Genomic DNA, 20,138 nt, shown 5'->3' on the forward strand with positions numbered 1-20,138 from the left:
CTGGCGCCCAAGGCGCCGTGTGGCTGAATTACAGATTCTGCGTTACGTACTGGAGCATCTGGTCCGCGGTGGAGATCACCTTGGAGTTCATCTCGTAGGCGCGCTGGGTGGTGATCATGTTGACCAGCTCTTCAACGGTGCTCACGTTGGAGTTTTCCAGGGTGTTCTGCAGCGTGGTACCCAAGCCGTTCAGGCCAGGGGTACCGACTTGCGGCGCGCCGCTGGCAGCGGTCTCCAGGAACAGGTTGCTGCCGATGGCTTGCAGGCCGGCCGGGTTGATGAAGTCGGCGGTTTGCAGGTTGCCGATCACCTGGGACGCGGCGTTGCCGGCGGTGGTGATCGACACGGTGCCGTCGGTGCCCACGGTGAAGGTTTGCGCGTCGGTCGGCACCACGATGGCCGGGTCCAGGGCCTGGCCACTGGCGGTCACGATCTGGCCGGTGGAGTCCAGGTGGAAGGTGCCGTCACGGGTGTAGGCGGTAGTGCCGTCGGCCTGGGTGATCTGGAAGAAACCGCGGCCGTTGACGGCCAGGTCCAGCGGCTGATCGGTGGTTTGCAGGCTGCCGGCGGTGAAGTTCTTCTGGGTGCCGACGATGCGCACGCCGGTACCCAGTTGCAACCCGGAGGGCAGCTCGGTATCGGTGGTCGAGTTGGCGCCTGGCTGGCGTTTGGTCTGGTACAGCAAGTCCTGGAACTCGGCGCGGTCGCTTTTGAAACCGGTGGTGGACACGTTCGCCAGGTTGTTGGAAATGGTGGTCAGGTTCATGTCCTGAGCCGCAAGACCGGTCTTGGCCACATAAAGTGCAGGTAGCATGGTGTTCTCCTATGTGCGCGCCTGTTTTACGCCGCGCCGGAATCGATAATCAGGTGTTCTGCAAGACCCGCGCCATGGACTCATCATCTTCTTTGGCGGTGGTCATCATCTTGATGTGCAACTCGAACTGCTTTGACAGTGCCAGCACCGAGGTCATCTCTTCGACGGCATTGACGTTGCTGGCCTGCAGGAAGCCCGAGTTCAGCGTGGAGTTGGCGTCTGCCGCGGCTGGCTGGCCGTCCTTGGTGTGGATCAGGCCATCGCTGCCCTTGGTCAGGTTGCCGATGTCAGGCTTGACGAGCTTGATGCGGTCCACCTGGGCAATCACCGAAGGGCCAGTGCCCTGAGAGCGAATGCTGATGGTGCCGTCCGCGCCGATCTCGATTTTTTCATCCGGCGGCACGGCAATCGGCCCGCCATTGCCCATGACCGGCAAACCGTTGCCGTCACGCAAGATGCCCAGGGCGTCGACGTTCATGCTGGCGGTACGCACGTAGGCTTCGCTGCCGTCCGGTGCCTGCACGGCGATGTAGCTGTCCTGGCCTGCGGTCACGTCCAGGTCGCGACCCGTCGCTTCCATGGCGCCCGGGGTGAAATCGGTGCCGGGGTTTTCCGTCATGGCATAGGCCCGCGACGGGAATACGTCACCGAACACCGGCATCGAACGGGCCTGCTCCAGGTCCCGTTGGAAACCGTTGGTGGTCACGTTGGCCAGGTTGTTGGCATGCGACTTTTGCGCCAGCGCGTTTTGGCTGGCGCCGGTCATTGCCACGTAAAGCATCTTGTCCAAGCTGGGTCTCCCATGACGGGCTAATGCCGCCGGCGGCTGTTCTGACAGGGAGAAAGCAACAAGCGGGCCAAAGTTGCAAAAGCCTTTGTACGCCCGGTGTTACAGGGGGTTTGCCACGTTTTGCGCCCTGCCCGGCGAATGCGCGAGTCGGAAAAACGGCGCGCATCTGCCGCCGCGCGGCAAACACCTGGCAATGGCGCCAGAAAAGCAAAGGCCCCAGTCTCGCGACCAGGGCCTTGGGTAACGCCTGCAACAACTATCACGTCATCTGGATAGTGGTCTGCATGATGGTGCTTTCGGTGGAGATGGTCTTGGCGTTGGCCTGGTAGTTGGACTGCGCCTTGATCAGGTTCACCAGCTCCTGGGTCAGGTCGACGTTGGAGTCTTCCAGGGACGAGGCGGTCAGCGAACCCATGGTGCCGCTGTTTGGCGTGCCGATCACCGGTACACCCGAGGCGTAGGTTTCGCGCCAGGCGGTACCGCCGGCCGGGCTCAGGCCCTGGGTGTTGGCGAAGTTGGCCAAGGCCACCTGGCCAACGATGTTGGTCTTGCCGTTGTTGAAGGTGGCAGTCAATTGACCGGTGTCGCTGACCGACAGGGCGGTCAGCTCGCCGGTGGCATAACCGTCCTGATCCTTGGCGGTGGTGGCCGAGGTGGCGTTGTATTGGGTGATGTTGGTCAGGTCCAGGTTGATCGCCGCAGTGGCGGACGAACCGTTGGATGCCCAGGTACCATCGGTTGCTTCAGACGCAGGCACCCAGTTGTCCAGGCTGAACGTGCCGTCGGCATTCACACCAAGCGAGGTGGAGGTGGCGGCTGCGGCCGTGTAGCTGTACGAACCATCGGAATTGAAGTTGATGGTGTTGGCCAGCGGCGTGGCACCGGCATCGACCTGGGTGGTGGCATCGATATTGGTTGCCGGCGATTGCGGGTTGCGGCCATCGATCGTCGAGTACATGGTCCAGGTATTGGACGCGGAATCCTTGACGAAATACTGGTTCAGCTGGTGGGCATTGCCTTGGCTGTCGTAGACGTCGGTGTTGAAGGTGTAGTTGTACGAGTCAACGTTGGAGGCGCTGAACGGCGTGACGGTCGGCGCGGTGGCGCTGGAGTTCAGGTTGACCGTTTCCGAGACCGTGGAGGTCGCCTTGGGGGCCAGGTTCGAGGTATCGATGGCCAGGTTCGACAGCACGCCGGAGGTCAGCTTGCCAGTGGAGTCGGTGGTGTAGCCCTGCAGGTTGTTGCCGCTGGCGTCGACGATGTTGCCCGACTTGTCGCTGTAGAAGGCGCCGGCACGGGTATACAGCTTGGAGCCGTTGTCACTCATGACAAAGAAGCCGTTGCCGTTGATGGCCATGTCCAGGCTGTTGCCGGTGGACTCGATGTTGCCCTGGGTGAACTGCTGGGAAACAGCCGCGGTGGTCACGCCGCTACCGACCGTGGTCTTGCCCGAAGTGCCACGGATCGATTGCGCGTACTGGTCGGCGAACTCGGTGCGCGACGACTTGAAACCGGTGGTGGCGACGTTGGCAATGTTGTTGCCGGTGACGTCCAGTGCTTTGTTGGCTGCTGCCAGGCCACTGAGGCCGACGTTGAAAGACATAGTTTCACTCCTGCGCCGTAGCCGGCATTAAATTCCGATGGTTTGCACAGACGACAGGCCGACACTGCTACCCGTTGCCAGATTGAGCGTCATTTCACCGCCGCTGGTGGTCGCCATGGTCACGCTGTTGACCGTGGTCGGCAGGTTGGTGGTCATGACCGTGGAAGTACCGTCGACCGTGGCCACTGCCTTGAAGGTGTAGTTACCCGAGTCCACGGCATTGCCATCGCCGTCCTTGCCGTCCCAGGTAAAGCTGTAGGTGCCGGCAGCCTGGGTACCCATGTCCAGCGTGCGCACCAGGGTGCCGTCACTGTTGTAGACGCCCACGGTGTTGCTGGTGCTGGAGTCGGTCAGGTTGACCGAACCTGTCAGGCCCTTGCTGGTGTCGACGTCGGCGGTGGTGCCGGTGACGATCACCGAGTGGCCCACCAGCGACGAGGCTTGCAGGGCTTGCGAAGACTGGTACGAGGTGAGGATGGTGCTCACCGAGTCGTTGAGGCTCTGCATGCTCTCCAGGCTGCTGAACTGCGCCAGCTGCGAAACGAATTCGCTGTTGTCCTGGGGGTCCAGCGGGTTCTGGTTCTGCATCTGGGTGACCAGCAATTGCAGGAACGCGTCCTTGCCCAACGCGCTGCCGGCGGTGCCGGTGGAGCTGTCGGTGGTGCTGGTGGTTTTTTGCAGGGCCGTGAGGACGGACGAAGCAGAAGTGCTGTCAGTTGTAGTTGTCATGCGTGTGCGCCCCTATCACTGACCCAGTGTCAGTACTTTCTGCATCATGGTTTTCGCGGTATTCATGATGTCCGCGTTGGTCTGGAACGAACGGCTGGCAGAGATCATGTCGGCCATTTCCTCAACGACGTTGACGTTGGGGTAATAGACATAGCCGTCCTTGTTGGCTGCCGGGTTCTTGGGCTCGTAGCGGGCTTCCAGGTTGCTCTGGTCCTCGACGATGCCAGCCACCTGCACGCCGCTGCCGGCAGCGTCCTGGTCCTGGAACAGCGAGCCGCTGTCGCCGGTGGCGGCGCTGGCCTGATCGAACATGGTGGAAAACACCGGGTGCCGGGCGCGGTAGGTCTGGTCGATGCTCGAGGAGACCGTCTCGGCGTTGGCGATGTTACTGGCGACGGTGTTCAGACGCGTGGTTTGCGCGCTCATGCCGGTGCCGGCGATGTTGAAAACGTTGGCAAGAGACATGGCTTACTCTCCGCGAATGGCTGATACCAGCCCTTTGAATTTGCTGTTGAGCAGGGTGAAGCTGGCCTGGAAGTTCACCGAGTTCTGCGCGTAGTTCGCTTGTTCGATCTGCGCATCGACGGTGTTCTGGTCCAGGGAGGGCTGGGACGGGGTGCGGTACAGCAACTCCTCGTCACCGGTCCCCAGGCCATCGGCTTCAATGTGTTTGGCGTTGGTTCGCTCCAGGGCGAACGTACCGTTCTTGGTCTTGTCGCTCTGGTTGGCCAGCACGGCAGCAAAGTCCAGGTCCCGAGCCTTGTAGTTCGGGGTGTCGGCGTTGGCCAGGTTGTTGGCCAATACCTCGGCCCGCTCTGCGCGAAAGCTCAGGGCTTGCTGGTGGATGCCCAGCGCTTTGTCGAAACTGATGCTCATGTCGGTAACCTTTGGCGGCAGACCAGATGTTCGTGACAGAGCTATAGCAAGGCCCGTGCCAACTCAAAAATCCCCGATTTACGGGGCTTTGCGGGGAAGCGGCAGGCGGCAATGCCAGAAAAGCGGCAATGGGCTTCCGCTTTTTTGGCGCGAAAGCGGCAATGCCTTTCACTGGCGGGGAACTGCTGGTAAAAAAAAGAGGCCGCGAGGGCCTCTTCTTTTATTTCGCCTGGTAGATGATCCCAGGGCTGCATTGCACCATCTGGTAGTGGTCGGGCAAGCCGTTGAGTGCCTCGGAGGCACCGAGGAACAGATAGCCACCCGGCTTGAGGGTGCCGTGGATGCGCAGCAGGATGTCTTTCTTCACCTGGGCGGAGAAATAGATCAGCACGTTGCGGCAGAACACGATGTCGAACTTGCCCAGCGCCGCGTAGCTGTCCAGCAAGTTAAAGGAGCGGAACTCCACCCGGCTGCGGATCGGCGCCTTGATCGCCCAGCGGCCCGGCCCCTTGGGATCGAAATAACGCTGCAGGCGCTCCGGCGACAGGCCGCGGCCGATGGCCAGGCTGTCGTACTCGCCGCTTTTGCAGTTGGTCAGCATCAGGCTCGACAAGTCGGTGGCCACGATGCTGGCCCCACCCTTGAGCTGGCCAAGATTGGTACGCTCGAATTCATCGATGGCCATCGACAGCGAATAGGGCTCCTGCCCCGACGAGCAGGCCGCCGACCAGATGCGCAGGCGCTGGCCGGGGCTGGCCTTGATCTGCTCGGGCAGTACCTTGTTCTTCAACACTTCGAAGGGGTACGTGTCGCGAAACCACAGGGTTTCGTTGGTGGTCATCGCATCCACTACCTGCTCGCGCAAACCGCTGCGTGGCTGCGCCTGGATGCGCTGCACCAACTCGCTCAAGGACTTGATGCCCTGCTGCTCCATCAGCTTGTTGAGGCGGCTGGACACCAGATACTGCTTGTTCTCCCCCAACAGAATGCCACAGGCTTTTTCCAGGAAGACCCGGAACTGTTCGAAATCCAAATTACCCGTAGACAATGGTGCCGCCTCTTTAATCGTCAGTACTGCCGGGGGCGCAGGCCCCTAGCCGTTATCCGTTGCCTTGATCCGGTCGACCACCCGGGATGCCAGGTCATCGGGCCGGAATTTCGCGAGAAAATCGTCCGCGCCAACTTTCTTTACCATCGCCTGGTTGAACACGCCCGACAGGGACGTGTGCAGGATGATGTGCAACTTTTGCATGCGCGGGTCGCTGCGGATCTCCGCCGTCAGGGTGTAGCCATCCATTTCGGGCATTTCGATGTCGGAAATCATCATCAGAAATTCCTCTTCCGGCTTCTTGCCCTCATCGACCAGCTTGCGCAAGTAGTCTAGCGCCTGTCGCCCATCATTCAATGCCACCACTTCCACGCCAACCGTCTGCAGGCAACGGGTGACCTGCTTGCGCGCCACCGACGAATCGTCGACGGTCAGCACCCGCAGTGAAACCGCCTTGTCCTGGGTAGCCTGATCGACCACGCCCACCGAAATGGACTCGGAGGTGGGCGCCACTTCAGCGAGGATTTTCTCCACGTCAATGATTTCGACGAGCTGATTGTCCACTCGAGTCACGGCCGTCAGGTAATGATCACGACCCGTGCCCTTGGGTGGCGGATGGATCTCTTCCCAGTTCATGTTGACGATGCGCTCCACCGAGTGCACCAGGAAGCCTTGGATCTTGGTGTTGTATTCCGTGATGATCACGAAGGTGTTTTCAATTTTTTGCAGGCCCGGCGCACCGGTTGCCATCGCCAGATCCAGGATCGGAATGGTTGCCCCACGAATATTCGCGACACCGCGTACCACCGGGTTGGATTTGGGCATCACCGTCAGTTTGGGGCATTGCAGCACCTCCCTGACCTTGAATACGTTGATCCCGTACAACTGCGGGCCGTTCAGACGGAACAGCAGCAGCTCGAGGCGGTTCTGCCCCACCAGTTGCGTACGCTGGTTCACCGAATCCATTACACCAGCCATGCCCTGACTCCTTCACTGTCACAATGATCCGTGCCCGACACTGCATAGTCGGCACGGCCCTTGCTTTTTTAAGTGTATGAACGCAAAAACGACATTTTCCCGACGCATGACACGCAGCTTACGCTGCGTACTCACTGCTCTGTGCATTTTTGGATTCGGCGCTGCCTCCCAGGCCGAAGAATTCACAGCTCCTGAACAGCTTATCGGTGTGACCCAGGGGTTTCTTGAATTTACCGTCGAAGATTATCTGGCCACCGCCCAAATCGAAGGGCGCTATGAAATCCAGGTCAACCCGCTCGACCCACGGCTGCGCCTGGGGCAGTGCGACAAGGAATTGACAGCCAAGCTGGAAAGCCCGGCCACGCCGCTGGGCCGGGTGATCGTCAAGATACGCTGTGAAGGCGCCGCGCCTTGGACGGTATTCGTGCCGGCCCAGGTCAAACTGTTCCGTGACGTGGTCACGGTCACCCGCCCCATGAAGCGCGAGGCGGTGGTAGGCGCGGACGATGTTGCCCTGCGCGAACGTGATGTCAGCACCCTGACCCAGGGCTACCTGATCTCGCTGGACCAGGCCGTCGGCTACAAGACCTTGCGACCAACGGTCATGGACCAGGTGCTCACCCCGGCCCACCTGGAGGCGCCCCAGGCGGTCATCAAGGGTGACCACGTGGTGATCATCGCGCGCAGCGGCACCCTGAGCGTGCGCATGCCCGGTGAAGCCTTGAGCAACGGCAGCGAAAACGAACAGATCCGAGTGCGCAACCTCAACTCCCAAAGGGTGGTCAAGGCCCGGGTCACAGGGCCAGGCCAGGTAGAGGTAGCGATGTAAATGCTGGCGGTCAGGTTCAAGTTTTCCTAGACTGTGGTGTGATGCGCGTCACAGCCTTGATGTGCGGCCAATTGTATCAATTGGCCTAAAGTTATTCGGGGTTTGGCCGAAAACAAGGCAAGCGTCCAAATACCCAGAGGTTTCAATCATGGTTATCGACTTCAGTCGTTTGAACAATTCACCCACGGTGACGGGCACTACCCGCACCGCCAGCGCCAAGGAAACCGAGACGTCGGCGGCCACTGACAGCGCTGTTGGGCAAACCGCCAGCACCCAGAGTGGCGAATCCGTGCAATTGAGTTCCCAGGCTCAGCAGTTGCAAAAGATCACTGACAAGCTCAACGAGCAACCTGTTGTCGACAGCAGCCGCGTGGCGCAGTTGAAACAGGCGATTGCCGATGGCAGCTATCAAGTGGACAGCAACCGCGTCGCCAGCAAAATGATCAACTTCGAAGCCCAGCGCTAGGGCCAACGCCCGCGCAGAGGCTTCTGGACGCTGAAAATCAGAGCCAGCCATGCACGACAGAAGCTTATTGCTGTTAATTGAAGAAGATATCGCCCCTGCCCAGCAGTTGCTTGAACTGCTCCAGCACGAGGCGCTGGCCCTGCATGGCCGCGACATGCCGCTGCTGGAAAACATCCTGGCGCAAAAACAGTCGCTGATCGTTTTGCTCGAGCAGCATGGCCGCAAACGCAGCCAGATACTGCAGGGCCTCAAGCTGACCGCCGACCGCAACGGCCTGGTCACCTTGGCGCAACACTCAAGCCTTGGCAACGACCTGCTGGCTCGCGGTGACTTGCTCACCGGGCTTCTGGCCGAATGCCAGGCAATCAACGAGCAGAACGGCAGGTTGATCCGGGTGCAGCAAATGAGCACCGTCAACCAAATGCGCATCCTCATGGGCGGTGAGCCGCCTTCGCTCTATGATGCACGAGGCTCCACTTCAAAGCTGGCCAAGCCTCGCCCGCTCAGTCAGGCTTGACCTGCCCTGTAAAGGCGCGGAACATGCCAGCATAATGCCAGCACCTGCGTGTGTCTTTTTTGCCCGGAGATAAATAGACCGTGTTCAATGCCTCAAACGCGGAAGATGCTCCGCAGCCGCCAAAGGTGCTTACCACGCCCCTGGAAATCGCCGCCAACCTGCGTTTGCTGCTAGAGAGCCATGATCCATTGATCATCACCTTTCACGAGCGCAGCCAACGCTTCCAGACCTACCTGGTGGAATTGGATCGCGACAGCAACCTGCTGGCGTTCGACGAGATGATCCCCCGTGACGGTGAGCGCTTCCTGGAGGCCGGCGAGCCCTTCCGTGTCGAAGGTTTCCACGATGGCGTGCGCATTGCCTGGGATGTCGAGCAAAAACTGACCATTGATGACAACGACAACGGTCGGGTCTATCACGGCGTGCTGCCCACCGAAGTGGTGTACCACCAGCGTCGCAACGCTTTCCGCGCCGCCTTGAAACTGTCGCAACTGGTCGACGTGGACCTGGCAGGCGAAAAGCTCAAGGGCGAGTTCCGTGGCAAGTTGCTGGACATCTCCGCCACCGGTTGCAAGCTGCGCTTTGAGGGCGATATTTCCGAGCGCCTGCAACTGGGCCAGGTATACGATCGCTTCCTGGCCAACCTACCCTTCGGGAAAATGACCGCACCGGTGGAGTTGCGCTACCTGCACTTCGAAGAGCGCCTGAACATCACCTTTGCCGGCGTGCGCTTTCACAACATGAGCGGGCTGGTGCAGCGCCAGGTAGAGCGCTTTGTCTTCGACCTGCAGCGCGAAGCTCGCCGGTTCGACAAAGACGACTTCTTCTAGCCAAACAGCCGGGCCCGGCTCGCGACACCGTCGCGACCGGGCCCGGCACGTTTTACTGCTCTTCCTCGCTGCGCCCCAACGGCGTCTTGCCGTCACCCATCTCCAGCGCCTCGTCCACCTCGTCAGCCAACGGCTCGCCTTCTGGCGCCACGGGCGCGGCGGTATGCATCTGCTCGTGCACCACGTGCTCGTCCACGCGCGGGTCGAGGGCCGCCACCAATGGCGAACTGGTCATGCTGTCGGGCATGGCCACGTGGTGCAGCGGCGCGTCGTCCACCTGGTGCAGGTTGGTGACCGCCTTGGGCCGAATGCGCCACACCAGCACCAATGCAAAGAAACTGAAAAACGCATACAGGGACTGGCTGCCGAACTGCTTCATCAGCACACCGGCCGCCAAAGGCCCGATGCTGGCGCCCACGCCGTAGGTCATCAATAACATGGCCGTGAGGGAAACGCGGCGCTCACCCTCGACGTGGTCGTTGGAAAACGCGACGGCCAGCGGGTACAGGCAGAACTGCAGCAGCGAGACGATAAAGCCGGCAGCGAACAACACCTCCAGCGGCACGCTTGGGAAAATCGCCAGCGGCAAGGCGGCAATCGCCAGGCACATGGCGGCGCTACGGATCAGCACCGCGCGGTCATAGCGGTCGGACAGCCAACCCAGCGGCCATTGCACCAACAGCCCGGCAAAAATGCAGCACCCCATGAACAGACCGATCTGCTCGGTGCTCAAGCCTTGCTGCGCGGCATACAGGGGCGCCAGGCCGTAGAACGAGCCGACGATCAAGCCCGACCCCAGCACCGTGCTCAGCGATTGCGGCACCCGCTTGAGAAAGAACCGCGGCTCCAGGGGCGCGGGGTGCAAAGGCGCAGGGTGAATGCGCCGGGTCATGGCCACCGGCACCAGGCACAGGGCAAAGCACAGCGCCACCAGCATCAGCAATTCCAAGCCCAGTTGCGGGTGCAAGACCAGAATCAGCTGGCCCAGCACCAGGCCCAGGTATGAGGCGATCATGTAGCCGCTGAACACCAGGCCACGCTGCTTGGCATCGGCCTGCTCGTTAAGCCAACTCTCGATCACCATGTATTGGCACATCATGCCAAGGCCCACGATCATCCGCAGGAACAGCCAGGCCGGCAAATAATCCACCAGGCCATGGCCCAGCACCGCCGCACAGACAATCCCGGCACAGGTGGTGTAGGCGCGAATATGCCCCACGCGGGCAATCAGCCGATGGCCTATCTTGCCGCCCAGCACCAGGCCGAAATAGTTGGCGGCCATCAGCGCACCCACCCACAGGCCATCGACCTGTTCGGCGGCCAGACGCAACGCCAGGTAGGTGCTCAACAGACCCGAGCCGATCAACATCATCAGCGAGGCAAAATACAGACCGCGGAAAGACTTCCAGATTTGGCGCATCGGCGTTCCGAGCGGCTCCTTGCATCAGATTGAACAGCAGGTGAAGGGTAGGAGCAGGTCGGCCGCCATACAAGTCAACCGATGACGCTACCGCGCTTCCATTATGCCTGAGCGGCCGCTACGCGCCGTATCCATCGAGGGGATTTAGTCGAGCAAAATTGATCGGGGGCAGCGGGCAGCATGGCAACGTAGGCTTCGATGAGTGGCAGGGGGAACAGTTCCCCGGCCTATCGCTGACGCACAGGCGCATTTTGGTTCTGGTTTAAGTATTGAGGGCGTACGGGGTAGATCTTAAAGTGGTGTCCCAGGGCAGGTTCGAACTGCCAACCTTCCCCTTAGGAGGGGGATGCTCTATCCAATTGAGCTACTGAGACACTGAGTGGCGCCAGGCGATTGCCTGCGCGATGGACGGCGAGCATGGTAACCAGCAGGGCCGCGTTTGTCATGTCATCCGTGAGCTTTTTCCCTGTAGCCGTTGTCGGCACGGGGAGACCGCTCTAAACCGCCTGACAGGGGCCGGTCGTGCATTTTGCACGCACCGTGATGGCCACCCTTGCAGTTTGCAACCCTCTAGCGCCTAAAGTCGCCTACAAATCGTTGAAAAATAAGGATATTATTGGGCTTTCCGAGTTGGCATGAGCCCTGCTATAGCTTTGTGCATAACAAGCGGCTTGGCAGCCGATTCCGCGGAGAAGTCGAATGAACAGCGCCCTCTACCTACTTAATGCATTGGCCTTGGTGGCCGTGCTGGCATTTCATTTCCAGGGCCAGGGCGCCGACCCGGCGGTGGTGCATGTGCAAGCCGAGCATTTCATGCAACGGCCCGTTGCCCGCCTTGCAGTCATGAATGCCGACAGTGGGCGCATGCAGGTGCGTACTTCGCAGCAGGACGTCGGCACTGCCATGACAGCCGTGCACACTGATCGCTATACCTTTTAAGGTTAAGGAACCCGACATGTCGAAATCAGCATGGGCATTGCTGTTCGTTGCACTGGCAAGTTTTCTGGCCGCCATGAGCCTGCCTCAGGACGCGGCCCAAGGAAGCGCTTTGCTGGGCACATTAAGTGCCGTGAGCGGTACATTGTTCCTGCTGGCGCTGTTCAAGGGCCGCAAGATCAAATTCGATCCTTTGCTGCGCTGATACCATGGCGCGCCAGCAGTGCCAGCAGGCGCTGCACGGCACCTTGCAGATCCGCCGAATTATCCAGCGCCTCGATTCGCACCGCCCCCTCCTCCCACACAGCCGGATCACTCTGCAGCCGCTCGTTGCGTTGCAGGCGCTGGTCGATTTGCTCTGGGGTTTCCCGCCCCCGCGCCTCAAGCCTTAGCCGCAATACCTGCGTGTCCACGGTCAGTAATATCGGCAGCAGTTGCGGATATTGTGTCAATGCCTGCGGCAAGTAGGCCCTGGAGCCATTGACCAGTACAGAGGCGCCTTGGGCCAGGCGCAGATTGATGTCACGCTGGATACCATATTGCAATCCATTGGCGTGCCAGTTCATGGCAAACTCCGCGTCCCGGCGCATACGCTCGAATGCCTGGGGCGACACGCCAATGGCATGCTCACCCACCGACTCGGCCGATCGGGTTATCACCCGCCGCGCCACGTCCACATCAAGGCGGTGAAGCGCGTCACGGGCGGCATCGATCACACTGTCCTTGCCGGAGCCCGAAGGGCCCATCAGGTAGATGAGTCTTGCTGGCATGGGATTGCCTCATGTCGGCTTGTCAGCAAAATTGCCAAATTGCCACTATGCTGTGGGTAGGTTGATTCGCCGGTCATTGTGCACATTTGGCGGTGAGCGAACCAGAGCACCGCCGCCGGTTAACCGGTAAAAGCGGTGAGGCGGCAACGATGAAATTTTCCAACCAGTGCTCATTTCTGACAATTGGTGCTGGCATTAAGCCGGTATTCAGTTCAATATTTGTCACAGAATTGACGCCAAGGATCTGGCGACCTTCAGGCATCATAGGGGCCCTATCCACAATTCAGGTTGAACATTTTGCCGTAGCGACGGTCGTACTCACATCGTGCGGCCAATTTCGAGAACCGCTCCCCCTGAACTAAATCGGTCATATATATGCGCCCAATGAAACAGGCTATTTACTCCAGCCGTACCGCTGACAAATTCGTCGTACGTCTTCCAGACGGTATGCGTGAGCGTATTGCCGAGGTAGCTCGTAATCATCACCGCAGCATGAACTCCGAAATCATCGCACGCCTTGAGCAAAGCCTGATCCAGGAAGGCGCTCTGGGTGATGACCTGAGCATGCGGCTCGATAGCCCAGAGCTATCTTTGCACGAACGCGAGTTGCTCCAGCGTTTCCGTCAGTTGTCCCATCGGCAACAGAATGCCTTGGTGGCTTTGATCGCCCATGATGCGGAAATGGCAGCCGACGCTTCCTGACTTCTGCTACCCGGCCTGAGTCAGGGCCGGGCACAAAAAAACGCTCAATGCACCGCATCGAGCGTTTTTTTATGCCTTGAATTCCATTCAAGCCAGTGAACAGGTCAGGAGCAGCCCTTGCCGTTCACACCAAGCCATTGCGTTGGGCCAACTCGATCAGGTCGACCAGTGAGCGAGCATTGAGCTTGAGTAATAACCGGGTTTTGTAAGTGCTGACGGTTTTGTTACTGAGAAACATGCCATCGGCGATTTCCTTGTTGCTCTTGCCCCTGGCTAACTGCTCCAACACCATCATCTCGCGACCTGACAAGCGTTCGACCATATCGGCCTCGCTGGCATTGCCAAGGCTGGTACGCACCGAATGCAGCGCCTGGTTGGGAAAATAGCTGTAGCCGGACAATACCGCCTTGATGGCGCTGAGCAACTCGGTCAGGTCCTGCTCCTTGCACACATAGCCCGCCGCCCCACCTTGCATGCAGCGCATGGAAAAATGCCCCGGCGTCTGCGACGTCAACACCAGCACCTTCATGGGCTGCTGGTTATGCTGGTTGGCCGTCAGCCGGGCGATGACCTCCAATCCGTCAAGCTTGGGTATCTTGATATCGAGTATGACGATATCCGGTTCATGCTCACGAGCAAGCTGCAAGGCATCCACACCATTGTCCGTCTCTGCAATCACCTGATAACCATGACGCTCCATCAGCATGCGTACAGCAAGGCGAATGATGGGATGATCATCCACGATCAGCACTTTATTCATGGGCAAATCCAATTTTCGCTGTTCGAATTTTTAGAGCCCGCACAATAGCCTAGTCCTTGGCCACTTTGCATTGGGCTCCCTCCAACCACCAACAGGCAAAGACCTTCCCTACAACCAAGCAAGAATAGTCCTACAAAGACCTCAGTTCAGGACCTTTCACCAGATATTTCAGACAACCGGTGGCTCCACATTTGCACTCTTTACCTGCGCCAAAGCATTGCACACTCTGACAAGTGACATCAAACATGAAGGGTGCCTCAACCCGTTCAACCTGTTTCACACAAGCCACCGGATAAATTATGGCGCTGCGCCTGCAGGTGGCAAGCGGATCGTCACGTATTGGTTCCCTATTGATCTGAACAGCCCAAAGACCGACTTTTAGCCATGCCCCCGATCAAAGGGTAAAAATATTTATTCATACATCATGAAACGAACAAGAACTTACAATTGAAATTTATCGTTACTGAATGGCGCCTCTTGCGAAAGGAATCACCCCATGCCCGACCTCCCCAAAAGCACCAAGAGCCCCCTGACCATCATCGCCATCTTCGCCGCGATCGTAGAAGCTTCGGCGCTGGCCTCCCTGCCCTTCCTCAAAGAGCAAAGCCAGGACATTTATACGTGGTTCCTGGTGGGCTTCCCGCCCTTCTTGACACTGCTTTTTTTCATCACCTTAAACTTCAACTACAAAGTATTCTATTCACCGTCGGACTTCAGTAATGAAACAGACTTCCTGACTATTTATGACAAGGCATTGCACAATGATGCGCCCAAACACAATCAACCGGCACCAGAGAATACCGCCAGCGACCCACCAATCAATAGCCCACCAAACCCTTTGATATCGGCGGTGCGGCCGACTGTACAGATTGAAGCCCCAACGCAGGACAAACCGTACTTCTCATTTATCGCCACGCAGACTTACCTGCTCGATTGCAATAACGTTGAGTCAGAAGAGCAGGCGATGGAGGTCATCGAATATATTCTTGCACAACCATCAGCAAAACACACAAGTGACTCAACGCTGCCGAAAGCCTTGATTTTATTGATTGCCGGAGAACAAGCGGAACAACGAATTAGAAACATGCTGACTCAACAATTGACGCCTGGCAGCCCCTACTTGGCCGACTACGTTATCTCTGCTTATAACCTCAACACTCGGACATTGGTTTCCCTGACCCGCAAAACCCTGACACCCTGAAAACAAAAGCCCCGGCAATGCCGGGGCTCTGTTTGACTTCAAGCGCGATCAGAACAGCTTGCGGCCCTTGTTGGCCGCGATGCGCATGCGCAGTGCGTTCAACTTGATAAAGCCCGCTGCGTCGGCCTGATTGTAGGCACCGCCGTCTTCTTCGAACGTCGCGATGTTCGCATCGAACAGCGAATCGTCCGATTTGCGACCGGTCACGATCACGTTACCCTTGTACAGTTTCAGGCGAACAACACCGTTCACGCTGGCTTGGGAGGCATCGATCATCTGTTGCAGCATCAGACGCTCAGGGCTCCACCAGTAGCCGGTGTAGATGAGGCTGGCGTACTTGGGCATCAACTCGTCTTTGAGGTGAGCCACTTCGCGGTCCAGGGTGATGGACTCGATGGCGCGGTGGGCGCGCAGCATGATGGTGCCGCCCGGGGTTTCGTAGCAACCACGGGACTTCATGCCCACGTAACGGTTCTCGACGATGTCGAGGCGGCCGATACCGTGTTCACCACCGATACGGTTCAGGGTCGCCAAAACGGTGGCCGGGCTCATTTCGACGCCGTCCAGCGCGACGATATCACCGTTGCGGTAGGTCAATTCCAGGTATTGCGGTTTGTCAGGCGCGTTCTCCGGGGAGACGGTCCAACGCCACATGTCTTCTTCGTGCTCAGTCCAGGTGTCTTCCAGCACGCCGCCTTCATAGGAGATGTGCAGCAAGTTGGCGTCCATCGAGTACGGGGACTTCTTCTTGCCGTGACGCTCGATCGGGATCGCATGCTTTTCGGCGTAGTCCATCAGTTTCTCGCGCGACAGCAGGTCCCACTCACGCCACGGGGCGATCACTTTCACGCCTGGCTTGAGTGCGTAGGCACCCAGTTCGAAGCGGACCTGGTCGTTGCCCTTGCCGGTAGCACCGTGGGAAATGGCATCAGCGCCGGTTTCGTTGGCAATTTCGATCAGGCGTTTGGCAATCAACGGACGTGCGATGGAGGTACCCAGCAGGTACTCGCCTTCGTAGACGGTGTTGGCGCGGAACATTGGGAAGACGAAGTCACGCACGAACTCTTCGCGCAGGTCATCGATGTAAATCTCTTTCACGCCCATGGCTTGCGCCTTGGCACGTGCAGGCTCGACCTCTTCGCCCTGCCCCAGATCGGCGGTGAACGTCACCACTTCACAGTTATAAGTATCCTGCAGCCACTTGAGGATCACCGAAGTGTCCAGGCCGCCGGAATACGCCAGAACGACCTTGTTTACGTCCGCCATGCCATCACTCCACGGGGTTCTACGGAAAGCCGATTATTCTACCGCTCAAACCCACGAATTTACAGGGGCGCGACAGTGAATGACGATGAAGCGATAATTATTGTCGATCCCGCGACGGCCAGGTGCCACTCAGGACACCGCTGCCGGCTTGCCGGCAGGCGCCTGGGGTGCCGCGGCTGGTTCAGGCGCGGGCACCGGTGCGGTGGGTGCCGGCGCCGCTGTCACGCGCTCCAGGTGGATATTGACCCGACGGTTGGTGGCGCGATTGGCCTTGGTGGTATTGGGCACTAGCGGGTAGCGCTCGCCATGGAAGCGCATCGTGATCTGCGCCTCGGGCACGCCATTGGCTTTGAGGTAGTCCATCACGGCCAAGGCGCGACGGCGCGACATGTCGCGGTTGGTCAGGCGATTGCCACTGTTGTCGGAGTGGCCGTCGAGCTCCACGTGATTGACCGAAGGATCTGCCTTTATGAACGCCAGCACGGTGTCCAGGCGGCGCTTGGCGGCCGCATCCAGGTCTGGACCTGCACCCGGGAACCCGACCTGGGTCTGGCTGACCTGGTCGAAATTCATCGGCAACAGTTTGGCCGCACAGCCCTGATAGTCATTCCAGGCCTGGTTGAACTTAACCGGCAACAAGCGGACCTCGGTGGGCCTGCCGATCTCGCCGGAAAAATTGCGTACCACCGTGCTGCGCCCCTCCATCAAGCCGCCGATCAAGCGGCTGGCCTGGCCTTGGGACGTCGTGAACAGGGTGCCGCCACCTGCCAGGCGAACGGACCCCAGGTTGATGTCGGCCCGGCCGGGCTGCCAGGGTGCGGCGGCGGCCAACAGCGTCGCGGAGCCGGCACCCAACACGTTGCTATGGGATTTGAGACGGAAAATCGCCTGCTCGCCGGCGCGGCGCACGAATTCGCCCGAACCGAAATCGGTAATCGGCTGGATCAGCCGGCACTCGAATTGATCACCCTCCACCTTCCACTCGACGTTCTCCAGACGGGTCTGGAAAGTCAGGGCCATGGCGGGAAGGCTGGCAAACATACTGAGCAAGGCAAGGTAACGCTGGCGCACGGGAGGCTCCACTGGTTCTACGGCATACCTCCGGGCTATCGGTCACTGGTCGCAAAACTTGATAGCGAGTGCCCCGATGAGTCTTTTCCGGTAGCATTCTCCCGAGTTCGAACCGCCTGGAATCCCCAATGTCCGACCGCCTGACCCTCCTGCGTCCCGACGACTGGCACATCCATCTTCGAGATGGCGCTGTTTTGCCGCACACCGTCGCCGACGTAGCGCGTACCTTTGGCCGCGCAATCATCATGCCCAACCTGGTCCCACCGGTGCGCACTGCCGAGGAAGCCGACGCCTATCGCCAGCGCATTCTCGCCGCGCGCCCGGCCGGTAGCCGCTTCGAGCCGCTGATGGTGCTGTACCTCACCGATCGCACCGAGCCTGCCGACATCCATGCGGCCAAGGCCTGTGGCTTCGTGCATGCCGCCAAGCTGTACCCGGCCGGCGCGACCACTAACTCGGACTCGGGCGTCACCAGCATCGACAAGATCTTCCCGGTGCTCGAAGCCATGGCCGACGTCGGCATGCCGTTGCTGGTACACGGTGAAGTCACCCGCGGCGACGTCGACGTGTTCGACCGCGAGAAGCTGTTCATCGACGAGCACATGCGCCGCGTGGTCGAACGCTTCCCGACGCTCAAAGTGGTGTTCGAACACATCACCACCGCCGACGCCGTGCAGTTCGTCAACGAAGCATCGAGCAACGTGGCCGCGACCATCACCGCGCACCACCTGCTGTACAACCGCAACCACATGCTGGTGGGCGGCATTCGCCCGCACTTCTACTGCCTGCCGATCCTCAAGCGCAACACCCACCAGGTTGCCCTGCTGGATGCGGCCACCAGTGGCAGCAGCAAGTTTTTCCTCGGCACCGACTCCGCGCCCCACGCCCAGCATGCCAAGGAAGCGGCCTGCGGTTGCGCCGGTTGCTACACCGCCTACGCGGCCATCGAGCTGTACGCCGAGGCGTTCGAACAACGCAACGCGCTGGACAAACTCGAAGGTTTCGCCAGCCTCAACGGCCCGGCCTTCTATGGCCTGCCGGTGAGCACCGAGAGCATCACCCTGGTCCGCGAAGAGTGGACTGCCCCGGCCACCCTGCCTTTTGGCGAGTTGACCGTCATCCCGCTGCGCGCCGGTGAAAAACTGCGCTGGCGTCTGCTGGAGCAAAATGCGTGAGTGAAGATCATTTCGACGAAGACCAGGAAGGTCAAGGTGGCACCGGTTCGCGCCATCCCATGGCAGCCCGCTTTCGCGGTTACCTGCCGGTAGTCGTGGATGTCGAGACCGGTGGCTTCAACAGCGCCACCGACGCACTGCTGGAAATCGCCGCCACCACCATTGGCATGGACGACAAAGGCTTCCTGTTCCCGGAGCACACGCTGTTCTTTCGAGTAGAGCCGTTCGAAGGCGCCAACATCGAACAAGCCGCCCTTGAGTTCACCGGGATCAAGCTCGACCATCCGCTGCGCATGGCCGTGAGTGAAGAAAGCGCCCTGACCGATATTTTCCGCAGCATCCGCAAATCGTTGAAATCCAACGGCTGCAAGCGTGCGGTACTGGTGGGCCACAACGCCAGCTTCGACCTGGGCTTCCTCAATGCCGCCGTGGCGCGCAATGACATGAAGCGCAACCCGTTCCACCCCTTCTCCAGTTTCGACACCGCCACCCTGGCAGGCCTGGCCTATGGCCAAACCGTGCTGGCCAAGGCCTGCCAGGCAGCCGACATCGACTTCGACGGCCGTGAAGCGCACTCCGCGCGCTACGACACCGAGAAGACCGCCGAGCTGTTCTGCGGCATCGTCAACCGCTGGAAAGAAATGGGCGGCTGGGCTGATTTCGACGATTGATCGTTTTCCACGCCCATAAAAAAACCGGCCACCTGGGCCGGTTTTTTTATGCGTGGCGCTTACAGCTTGCCAGCGTTCTCGCTCAGGTAGGCGGCAACGCCTTCTGGCGATGCGGTCATGCCTTTGTCGCCTTTTTTCCAGTTGGCCGGGCACACTTCGCCGTGCTCTTCGTGGAATTGCAGGGCGTCGACCAGGCGCAGCAGTTCGTCCATGTTACGGCCCAGTGGCAGGTCGTTGACGATCTGCGAGCGCACGACACCGTTGGTGTCGATCAGGAACGCGCCACGGAAGGCCACGCCGCCTTCGGACTCGACGTCGTAGGCCTTGCAGATCTCGTGCTTGGTGTCGGCAGCCAGGGTGTACTGGACCTGGCCAATGCCGCCGGCGTTGATCGGGGTGTTGCGCCAGGCGTTGTGGGTGAAGTGCGAGTCGATCGACACGCCGATCACTTCCACGTTGCGGGCCTTGAAGTCAGGGATGCGGTGGTCCAGGGCGATCAGCTCGGACGGGCAGACGAAGGTGAAGTCCAGTGGGTAGAAAAACACCAGGCCGAATTTGCCCTTGATTGCGTCGGACAGCTTGAAGCTATCAACGATCTCACCATTGCCCAGTACGGCTGCAACGTCGAAGTCCGGGGCTTTCTTACCTACGAGTACGCTCATTCGATATTTCCTGATTTCTGTGGA

23 protein-coding genes, 1 tRNA gene and 1 pseudogene are annotated in these 20,138 nt (G+C 59.6%); 10 read left to right on the plus strand and 15 right to left on the minus strand.

Annotation, left to right across the window (positions count from 1 at the left end; translation table 11 throughout):
* Positions 1-28: 28 nt before the first annotated feature.
* From flgG to L9B60_RS05120, 8 genes are all read right to left on the minus strand, one after another.
* A complete protein-coding gene (flgG, locus tag L9B60_RS05085; protein WP_249676941.1) occupies positions 29-814 on the minus strand; it encodes a flagellar basal-body rod protein FlgG in 786 nt (261 codons plus the stop codon).
* Between the two features lie 49 nt (positions 815-863).
* Positions 864-1,604: a flagellar basal body rod protein FlgF gene (locus L9B60_RS05090; protein ID WP_249676943.1), complete on the minus strand. Its 741-nt coding sequence runs from the start codon at positions 1,602-1,604 to the stop codon at positions 864-866.
* 259 nt (positions 1,605-1,863) lie between these two features.
* Positions 1,864-3,207 (minus strand): flagellar hook protein FlgE, encoded by a 1,344-nt coding sequence (gene flgE / locus L9B60_RS05095; protein ID WP_249676944.1) that lies wholly within the window; start codon positions 3,205-3,207, stop codon positions 1,864-1,866.
* A 27-nt stretch (positions 3,208-3,234) separates the two neighbouring features.
* The gene (locus L9B60_RS05100) at positions 3,235-3,936 is read right to left on the minus strand and encodes a flagellar hook assembly protein FlgD (protein WP_249676945.1); all 702 of its coding nucleotides are present in this window, start codon (positions 3,934-3,936) and stop codon (positions 3,235-3,237) included.
* Positions 3,937-3,951: 15 nt separating this feature from the next.
* Entirely contained in the window at positions 3,952-4,401 is a 450-nt protein-coding gene (flgC, locus tag L9B60_RS05105) for a flagellar basal body rod protein FlgC (RefSeq protein WP_249676946.1), read from the minus strand.
* 3 nt (positions 4,402-4,404) lie between these two features.
* Complete coding sequence (gene flgB, locus L9B60_RS05110; protein WP_249676947.1) at positions 4,405-4,812, minus strand: flagellar basal body rod protein FlgB; 408 nt, start codon at positions 4,810-4,812, stop codon at positions 4,405-4,407.
* Between the two features lie 220 nt (positions 4,813-5,032).
* Complete coding sequence (gene cheR / locus L9B60_RS05115) at positions 5,033-5,860, minus strand: protein-glutamate O-methyltransferase CheR (protein WP_249676948.1); 828 nt, start codon at positions 5,858-5,860, stop codon at positions 5,033-5,035.
* Between the two features lie 45 nt (positions 5,861-5,905).
* The gene (locus L9B60_RS05120; RefSeq protein ID WP_249676949.1) at positions 5,906-6,838 is read right to left on the minus strand and encodes a chemotaxis protein CheV; all 933 of its coding nucleotides are present in this window, start codon (positions 6,836-6,838) and stop codon (positions 5,906-5,908) included.
* Positions 6,839-6,914: 76 nt separating this feature from the next.
* Between L9B60_RS05120 and flgA the strand changes: the two genes are divergently transcribed.
* The 4 genes from flgA to L9B60_RS05140 all read left to right on the plus strand — a co-directional run bounded on the left by flgA (position 6,915) and on the right by L9B60_RS05140 (position 9,480).
* Complete coding sequence (flgA, locus tag L9B60_RS05125; protein WP_249676950.1) at positions 6,915-7,667, plus strand: flagellar basal body P-ring formation chaperone FlgA; 753 nt, start codon at positions 6,915-6,917, stop codon at positions 7,665-7,667.
* A gap of 148 nt (positions 7,668-7,815) precedes the next feature.
* Positions 7,816-8,133, plus strand: coding sequence for a flagellar biosynthesis anti-sigma factor FlgM (gene flgM, locus L9B60_RS05130; RefSeq protein WP_249676951.1), 318 nt, complete (start codon positions 7,816-7,818; stop codon positions 8,131-8,133).
* A 49-nt stretch (positions 8,134-8,182) separates the two neighbouring features.
* Positions 8,183-8,650: a flagella synthesis protein FlgN gene (locus L9B60_RS05135; RefSeq protein WP_249676952.1), complete on the plus strand. Its 468-nt coding sequence runs from the start codon at positions 8,183-8,185 to the stop codon at positions 8,648-8,650.
* Positions 8,651-8,730: 80 nt separating this feature from the next.
* Entirely contained in the window at positions 8,731-9,480 is a 750-nt protein-coding gene (locus L9B60_RS05140) for a flagellar brake protein (RefSeq protein WP_249676954.1), read from the plus strand.
* A gap of 52 nt (positions 9,481-9,532) precedes the next feature.
* On the opposite strand, the gene L9B60_RS05145 is transcribed toward L9B60_RS05140, so the two are convergent.
* Together L9B60_RS05145 and L9B60_RS05150 are read right to left on the minus strand one after the other, a co-directional pair.
* Positions 9,533-10,900 carry an MFS transporter gene (locus L9B60_RS05145; protein ID WP_249676955.1) on the minus strand — a complete coding sequence of 456 codons (1,368 nt, stop codon included), beginning with the start codon at positions 10,898-10,900 and terminating at the stop codon, positions 9,533-9,535.
* Between the two features lie 297 nt (positions 10,901-11,197).
* A tRNA-Arg gene (locus L9B60_RS05150) sits at positions 11,198-11,274 on the minus strand.
* A gap of 325 nt (positions 11,275-11,599) precedes the next feature.
* Between L9B60_RS05150 and L9B60_RS05155 the strand changes: the two genes are divergently transcribed.
* Complete coding sequence (locus L9B60_RS05155) at positions 11,600-11,839, plus strand: hypothetical protein (protein WP_249676956.1); 240 nt, start codon at positions 11,600-11,602, stop codon at positions 11,837-11,839.
* Positions 11,840-11,855: 16 nt separating this feature from the next.
* A complete protein-coding gene (locus L9B60_RS05160) occupies positions 11,856-12,041 on the plus strand; it encodes a PA3371 family protein (protein ID WP_249676957.1) in 186 nt (61 codons plus the stop codon).
* Here the strand turns inward: L9B60_RS05160 and phnN are convergent.
* A complete protein-coding gene (gene phnN / locus L9B60_RS05165; RefSeq protein WP_249676958.1) occupies positions 12,016-12,606 on the minus strand; it encodes a phosphonate metabolism protein/1,5-bisphosphokinase (PRPP-forming) PhnN in 591 nt (196 codons plus the stop codon). The genes L9B60_RS05160 and phnN overlap by 26 nt on opposite strands.
* A gap of 375 nt (positions 12,607-12,981) precedes the next feature.
* On the opposite strand from phnN, the gene L9B60_RS05175 reads away from it, so the two are divergent.
* Complete coding sequence (locus tag L9B60_RS05175) at positions 12,982-13,308, plus strand: Arc family DNA-binding protein (RefSeq protein WP_249676959.1); 327 nt, start codon at positions 12,982-12,984, stop codon at positions 13,306-13,308.
* A 124-nt stretch (positions 13,309-13,432) separates the two neighbouring features.
* Here L9B60_RS05175 and L9B60_RS05180 read toward each other — a convergent pair whose 3' ends face one another.
* The gene (locus tag L9B60_RS05180; RefSeq protein ID WP_249676960.1) at positions 13,433-14,068 is read right to left on the minus strand and encodes a response regulator transcription factor; all 636 of its coding nucleotides are present in this window, start codon (positions 14,066-14,068) and stop codon (positions 13,433-13,435) included.
* A 496-nt stretch (positions 14,069-14,564) separates the two neighbouring features.
* Between L9B60_RS05180 and L9B60_RS05185 the strand changes: the two are divergent.
* Positions 14,565-14,778: pseudogene (locus L9B60_RS05185) on the plus strand (hypothetical protein); the annotation flags it as partial.
* A gap of 539 nt (positions 14,779-15,317) precedes the next feature.
* On the opposite strand, the gene L9B60_RS05190 reads toward L9B60_RS05185, so the two are convergent.
* Together L9B60_RS05190 and L9B60_RS05195 are read right to left on the minus strand one after the other, a co-directional pair.
* The gene (locus L9B60_RS05190; RefSeq protein ID WP_249676961.1) at positions 15,318-16,535 is read right to left on the minus strand and encodes an argininosuccinate synthase; all 1,218 of its coding nucleotides are present in this window, start codon (positions 16,533-16,535) and stop codon (positions 15,318-15,320) included.
* Between the two features lie 129 nt (positions 16,536-16,664).
* The gene (locus L9B60_RS05195) at positions 16,665-17,606 is read right to left on the minus strand and encodes a flagellar protein MotY (protein WP_249676962.1); all 942 of its coding nucleotides are present in this window, start codon (positions 17,604-17,606) and stop codon (positions 16,665-16,667) included.
* A gap of 128 nt (positions 17,607-17,734) precedes the next feature.
* Between L9B60_RS05195 and pyrC the strand changes: the two genes are divergently transcribed.
* Both pyrC and rnt read left to right on the plus strand, forming a co-directional pair.
* Complete coding sequence (pyrC, locus tag L9B60_RS05200) at positions 17,735-18,781, plus strand: dihydroorotase (RefSeq protein ID WP_249676963.1); 1,047 nt, start codon at positions 17,735-17,737, stop codon at positions 18,779-18,781.
* Entirely contained in the window at positions 18,778-19,452 is a 675-nt protein-coding gene (gene rnt, locus L9B60_RS05205; RefSeq protein WP_249676964.1) for a ribonuclease T, read from the plus strand. Before pyrC ends, rnt begins: the two co-directional genes overlap by 4 nt.
* A 59-nt stretch (positions 19,453-19,511) precedes the next feature.
* On the opposite strand, the gene L9B60_RS05210 is transcribed toward rnt, so the two are convergent.
* Entirely contained in the window at positions 19,512-20,114 is a 603-nt protein-coding gene (locus L9B60_RS05210; RefSeq protein WP_249676965.1) for a peroxiredoxin, read from the minus strand.
* Between the last annotated feature and the right edge of the window lie 24 nt (positions 20,115-20,138).

The organism is Pseudomonas abieticivorans (assembly GCF_023509015.1).
Lineage (GTDB): Bacteria > Pseudomonadota > Gammaproteobacteria > Pseudomonadales > Pseudomonadaceae > Aquipseudomonas > Aquipseudomonas abieticivorans.

Excerpts from the sequence above, each read along its gene's own strand:
- flgM (WP_249676951.1), top strand. The coding sequence starts at position 7,816 with ATGGTTATCGACTTCAGTCGTTTGAACAATTCACCCACGGTGACGGGC.
- L9B60_RS05210 (WP_249676965.1), bottom strand. The coding sequence starts at position 20,114 with ATGAGCGTACTCGTAGGTAAGAAAGCCCCGGACTTCGACGTTGCAGCC.
- flgC (WP_249676946.1), bottom strand. The coding sequence starts at position 4,401 with ATGTCTCTTGCCAACGTTTTCAACATCGCCGGCACCGGCATGAGCGCG.
- L9B60_RS05120 (WP_249676949.1), bottom strand. The coding sequence starts at position 6,838 with ATGGCTGGTGTAATGGATTCGGTGAACCAGCGTACGCAACTGGTGGGG.
- flgG (WP_249676941.1), bottom strand. The coding sequence starts at position 814 with ATGCTACCTGCACTTTATGTGGCCAAGACCGGTCTTGCGGCTCAGGAC.
- L9B60_RS05180 (WP_249676960.1), bottom strand. The coding sequence starts at position 14,068 with ATGAATAAAGTGCTGATCGTGGATGATCATCCCATCATTCGCCTTGCT.
- L9B60_RS05175 (WP_249676959.1), top strand. The coding sequence starts at position 12,982 with ATGCGCCCAATGAAACAGGCTATTTACTCCAGCCGTACCGCTGACAAA.
- flgA (WP_249676950.1), top strand. The coding sequence starts at position 6,915 with ATGAACGCAAAAACGACATTTTCCCGACGCATGACACGCAGCTTACGC.
- phnN (WP_249676958.1), bottom strand. The coding sequence starts at position 12,606 with ATGCCAGCAAGACTCATCTACCTGATGGGCCCTTCGGGCTCCGGCAAG.
- L9B60_RS05160 (WP_249676957.1), top strand. The coding sequence starts at position 11,856 with ATGTCGAAATCAGCATGGGCATTGCTGTTCGTTGCACTGGCAAGTTTT.
- L9B60_RS05145 (WP_249676955.1), bottom strand. The coding sequence starts at position 10,900 with ATGCGCCAAATCTGGAAGTCTTTCCGCGGTCTGTATTTTGCCTCGCTG.
- L9B60_RS05100 (WP_249676945.1), bottom strand. The coding sequence starts at position 3,936 with ATGACAACTACAACTGACAGCACTTCTGCTTCGTCCGTCCTCACGGCC.
- L9B60_RS05135 (WP_249676952.1), top strand. The coding sequence starts at position 8,183 with ATGCACGACAGAAGCTTATTGCTGTTAATTGAAGAAGATATCGCCCCT.
- L9B60_RS05190 (WP_249676961.1), bottom strand. The coding sequence starts at position 16,535 with ATGGCGGACGTAAACAAGGTCGTTCTGGCGTATTCCGGCGGCCTGGAC.
- flgE (WP_249676944.1), bottom strand. The coding sequence starts at position 3,207 with ATGTCTTTCAACGTCGGCCTCAGTGGCCTGGCAGCAGCCAACAAAGCA.
- L9B60_RS05155 (WP_249676956.1), top strand. The coding sequence starts at position 11,600 with ATGAACAGCGCCCTCTACCTACTTAATGCATTGGCCTTGGTGGCCGTG.
- pyrC (WP_249676963.1), top strand. The coding sequence starts at position 17,735 with ATGTCCGACCGCCTGACCCTCCTGCGTCCCGACGACTGGCACATCCAT.
- flgB (WP_249676947.1), bottom strand. The coding sequence starts at position 4,812 with ATGAGCATCAGTTTCGACAAAGCGCTGGGCATCCACCAGCAAGCCCTG.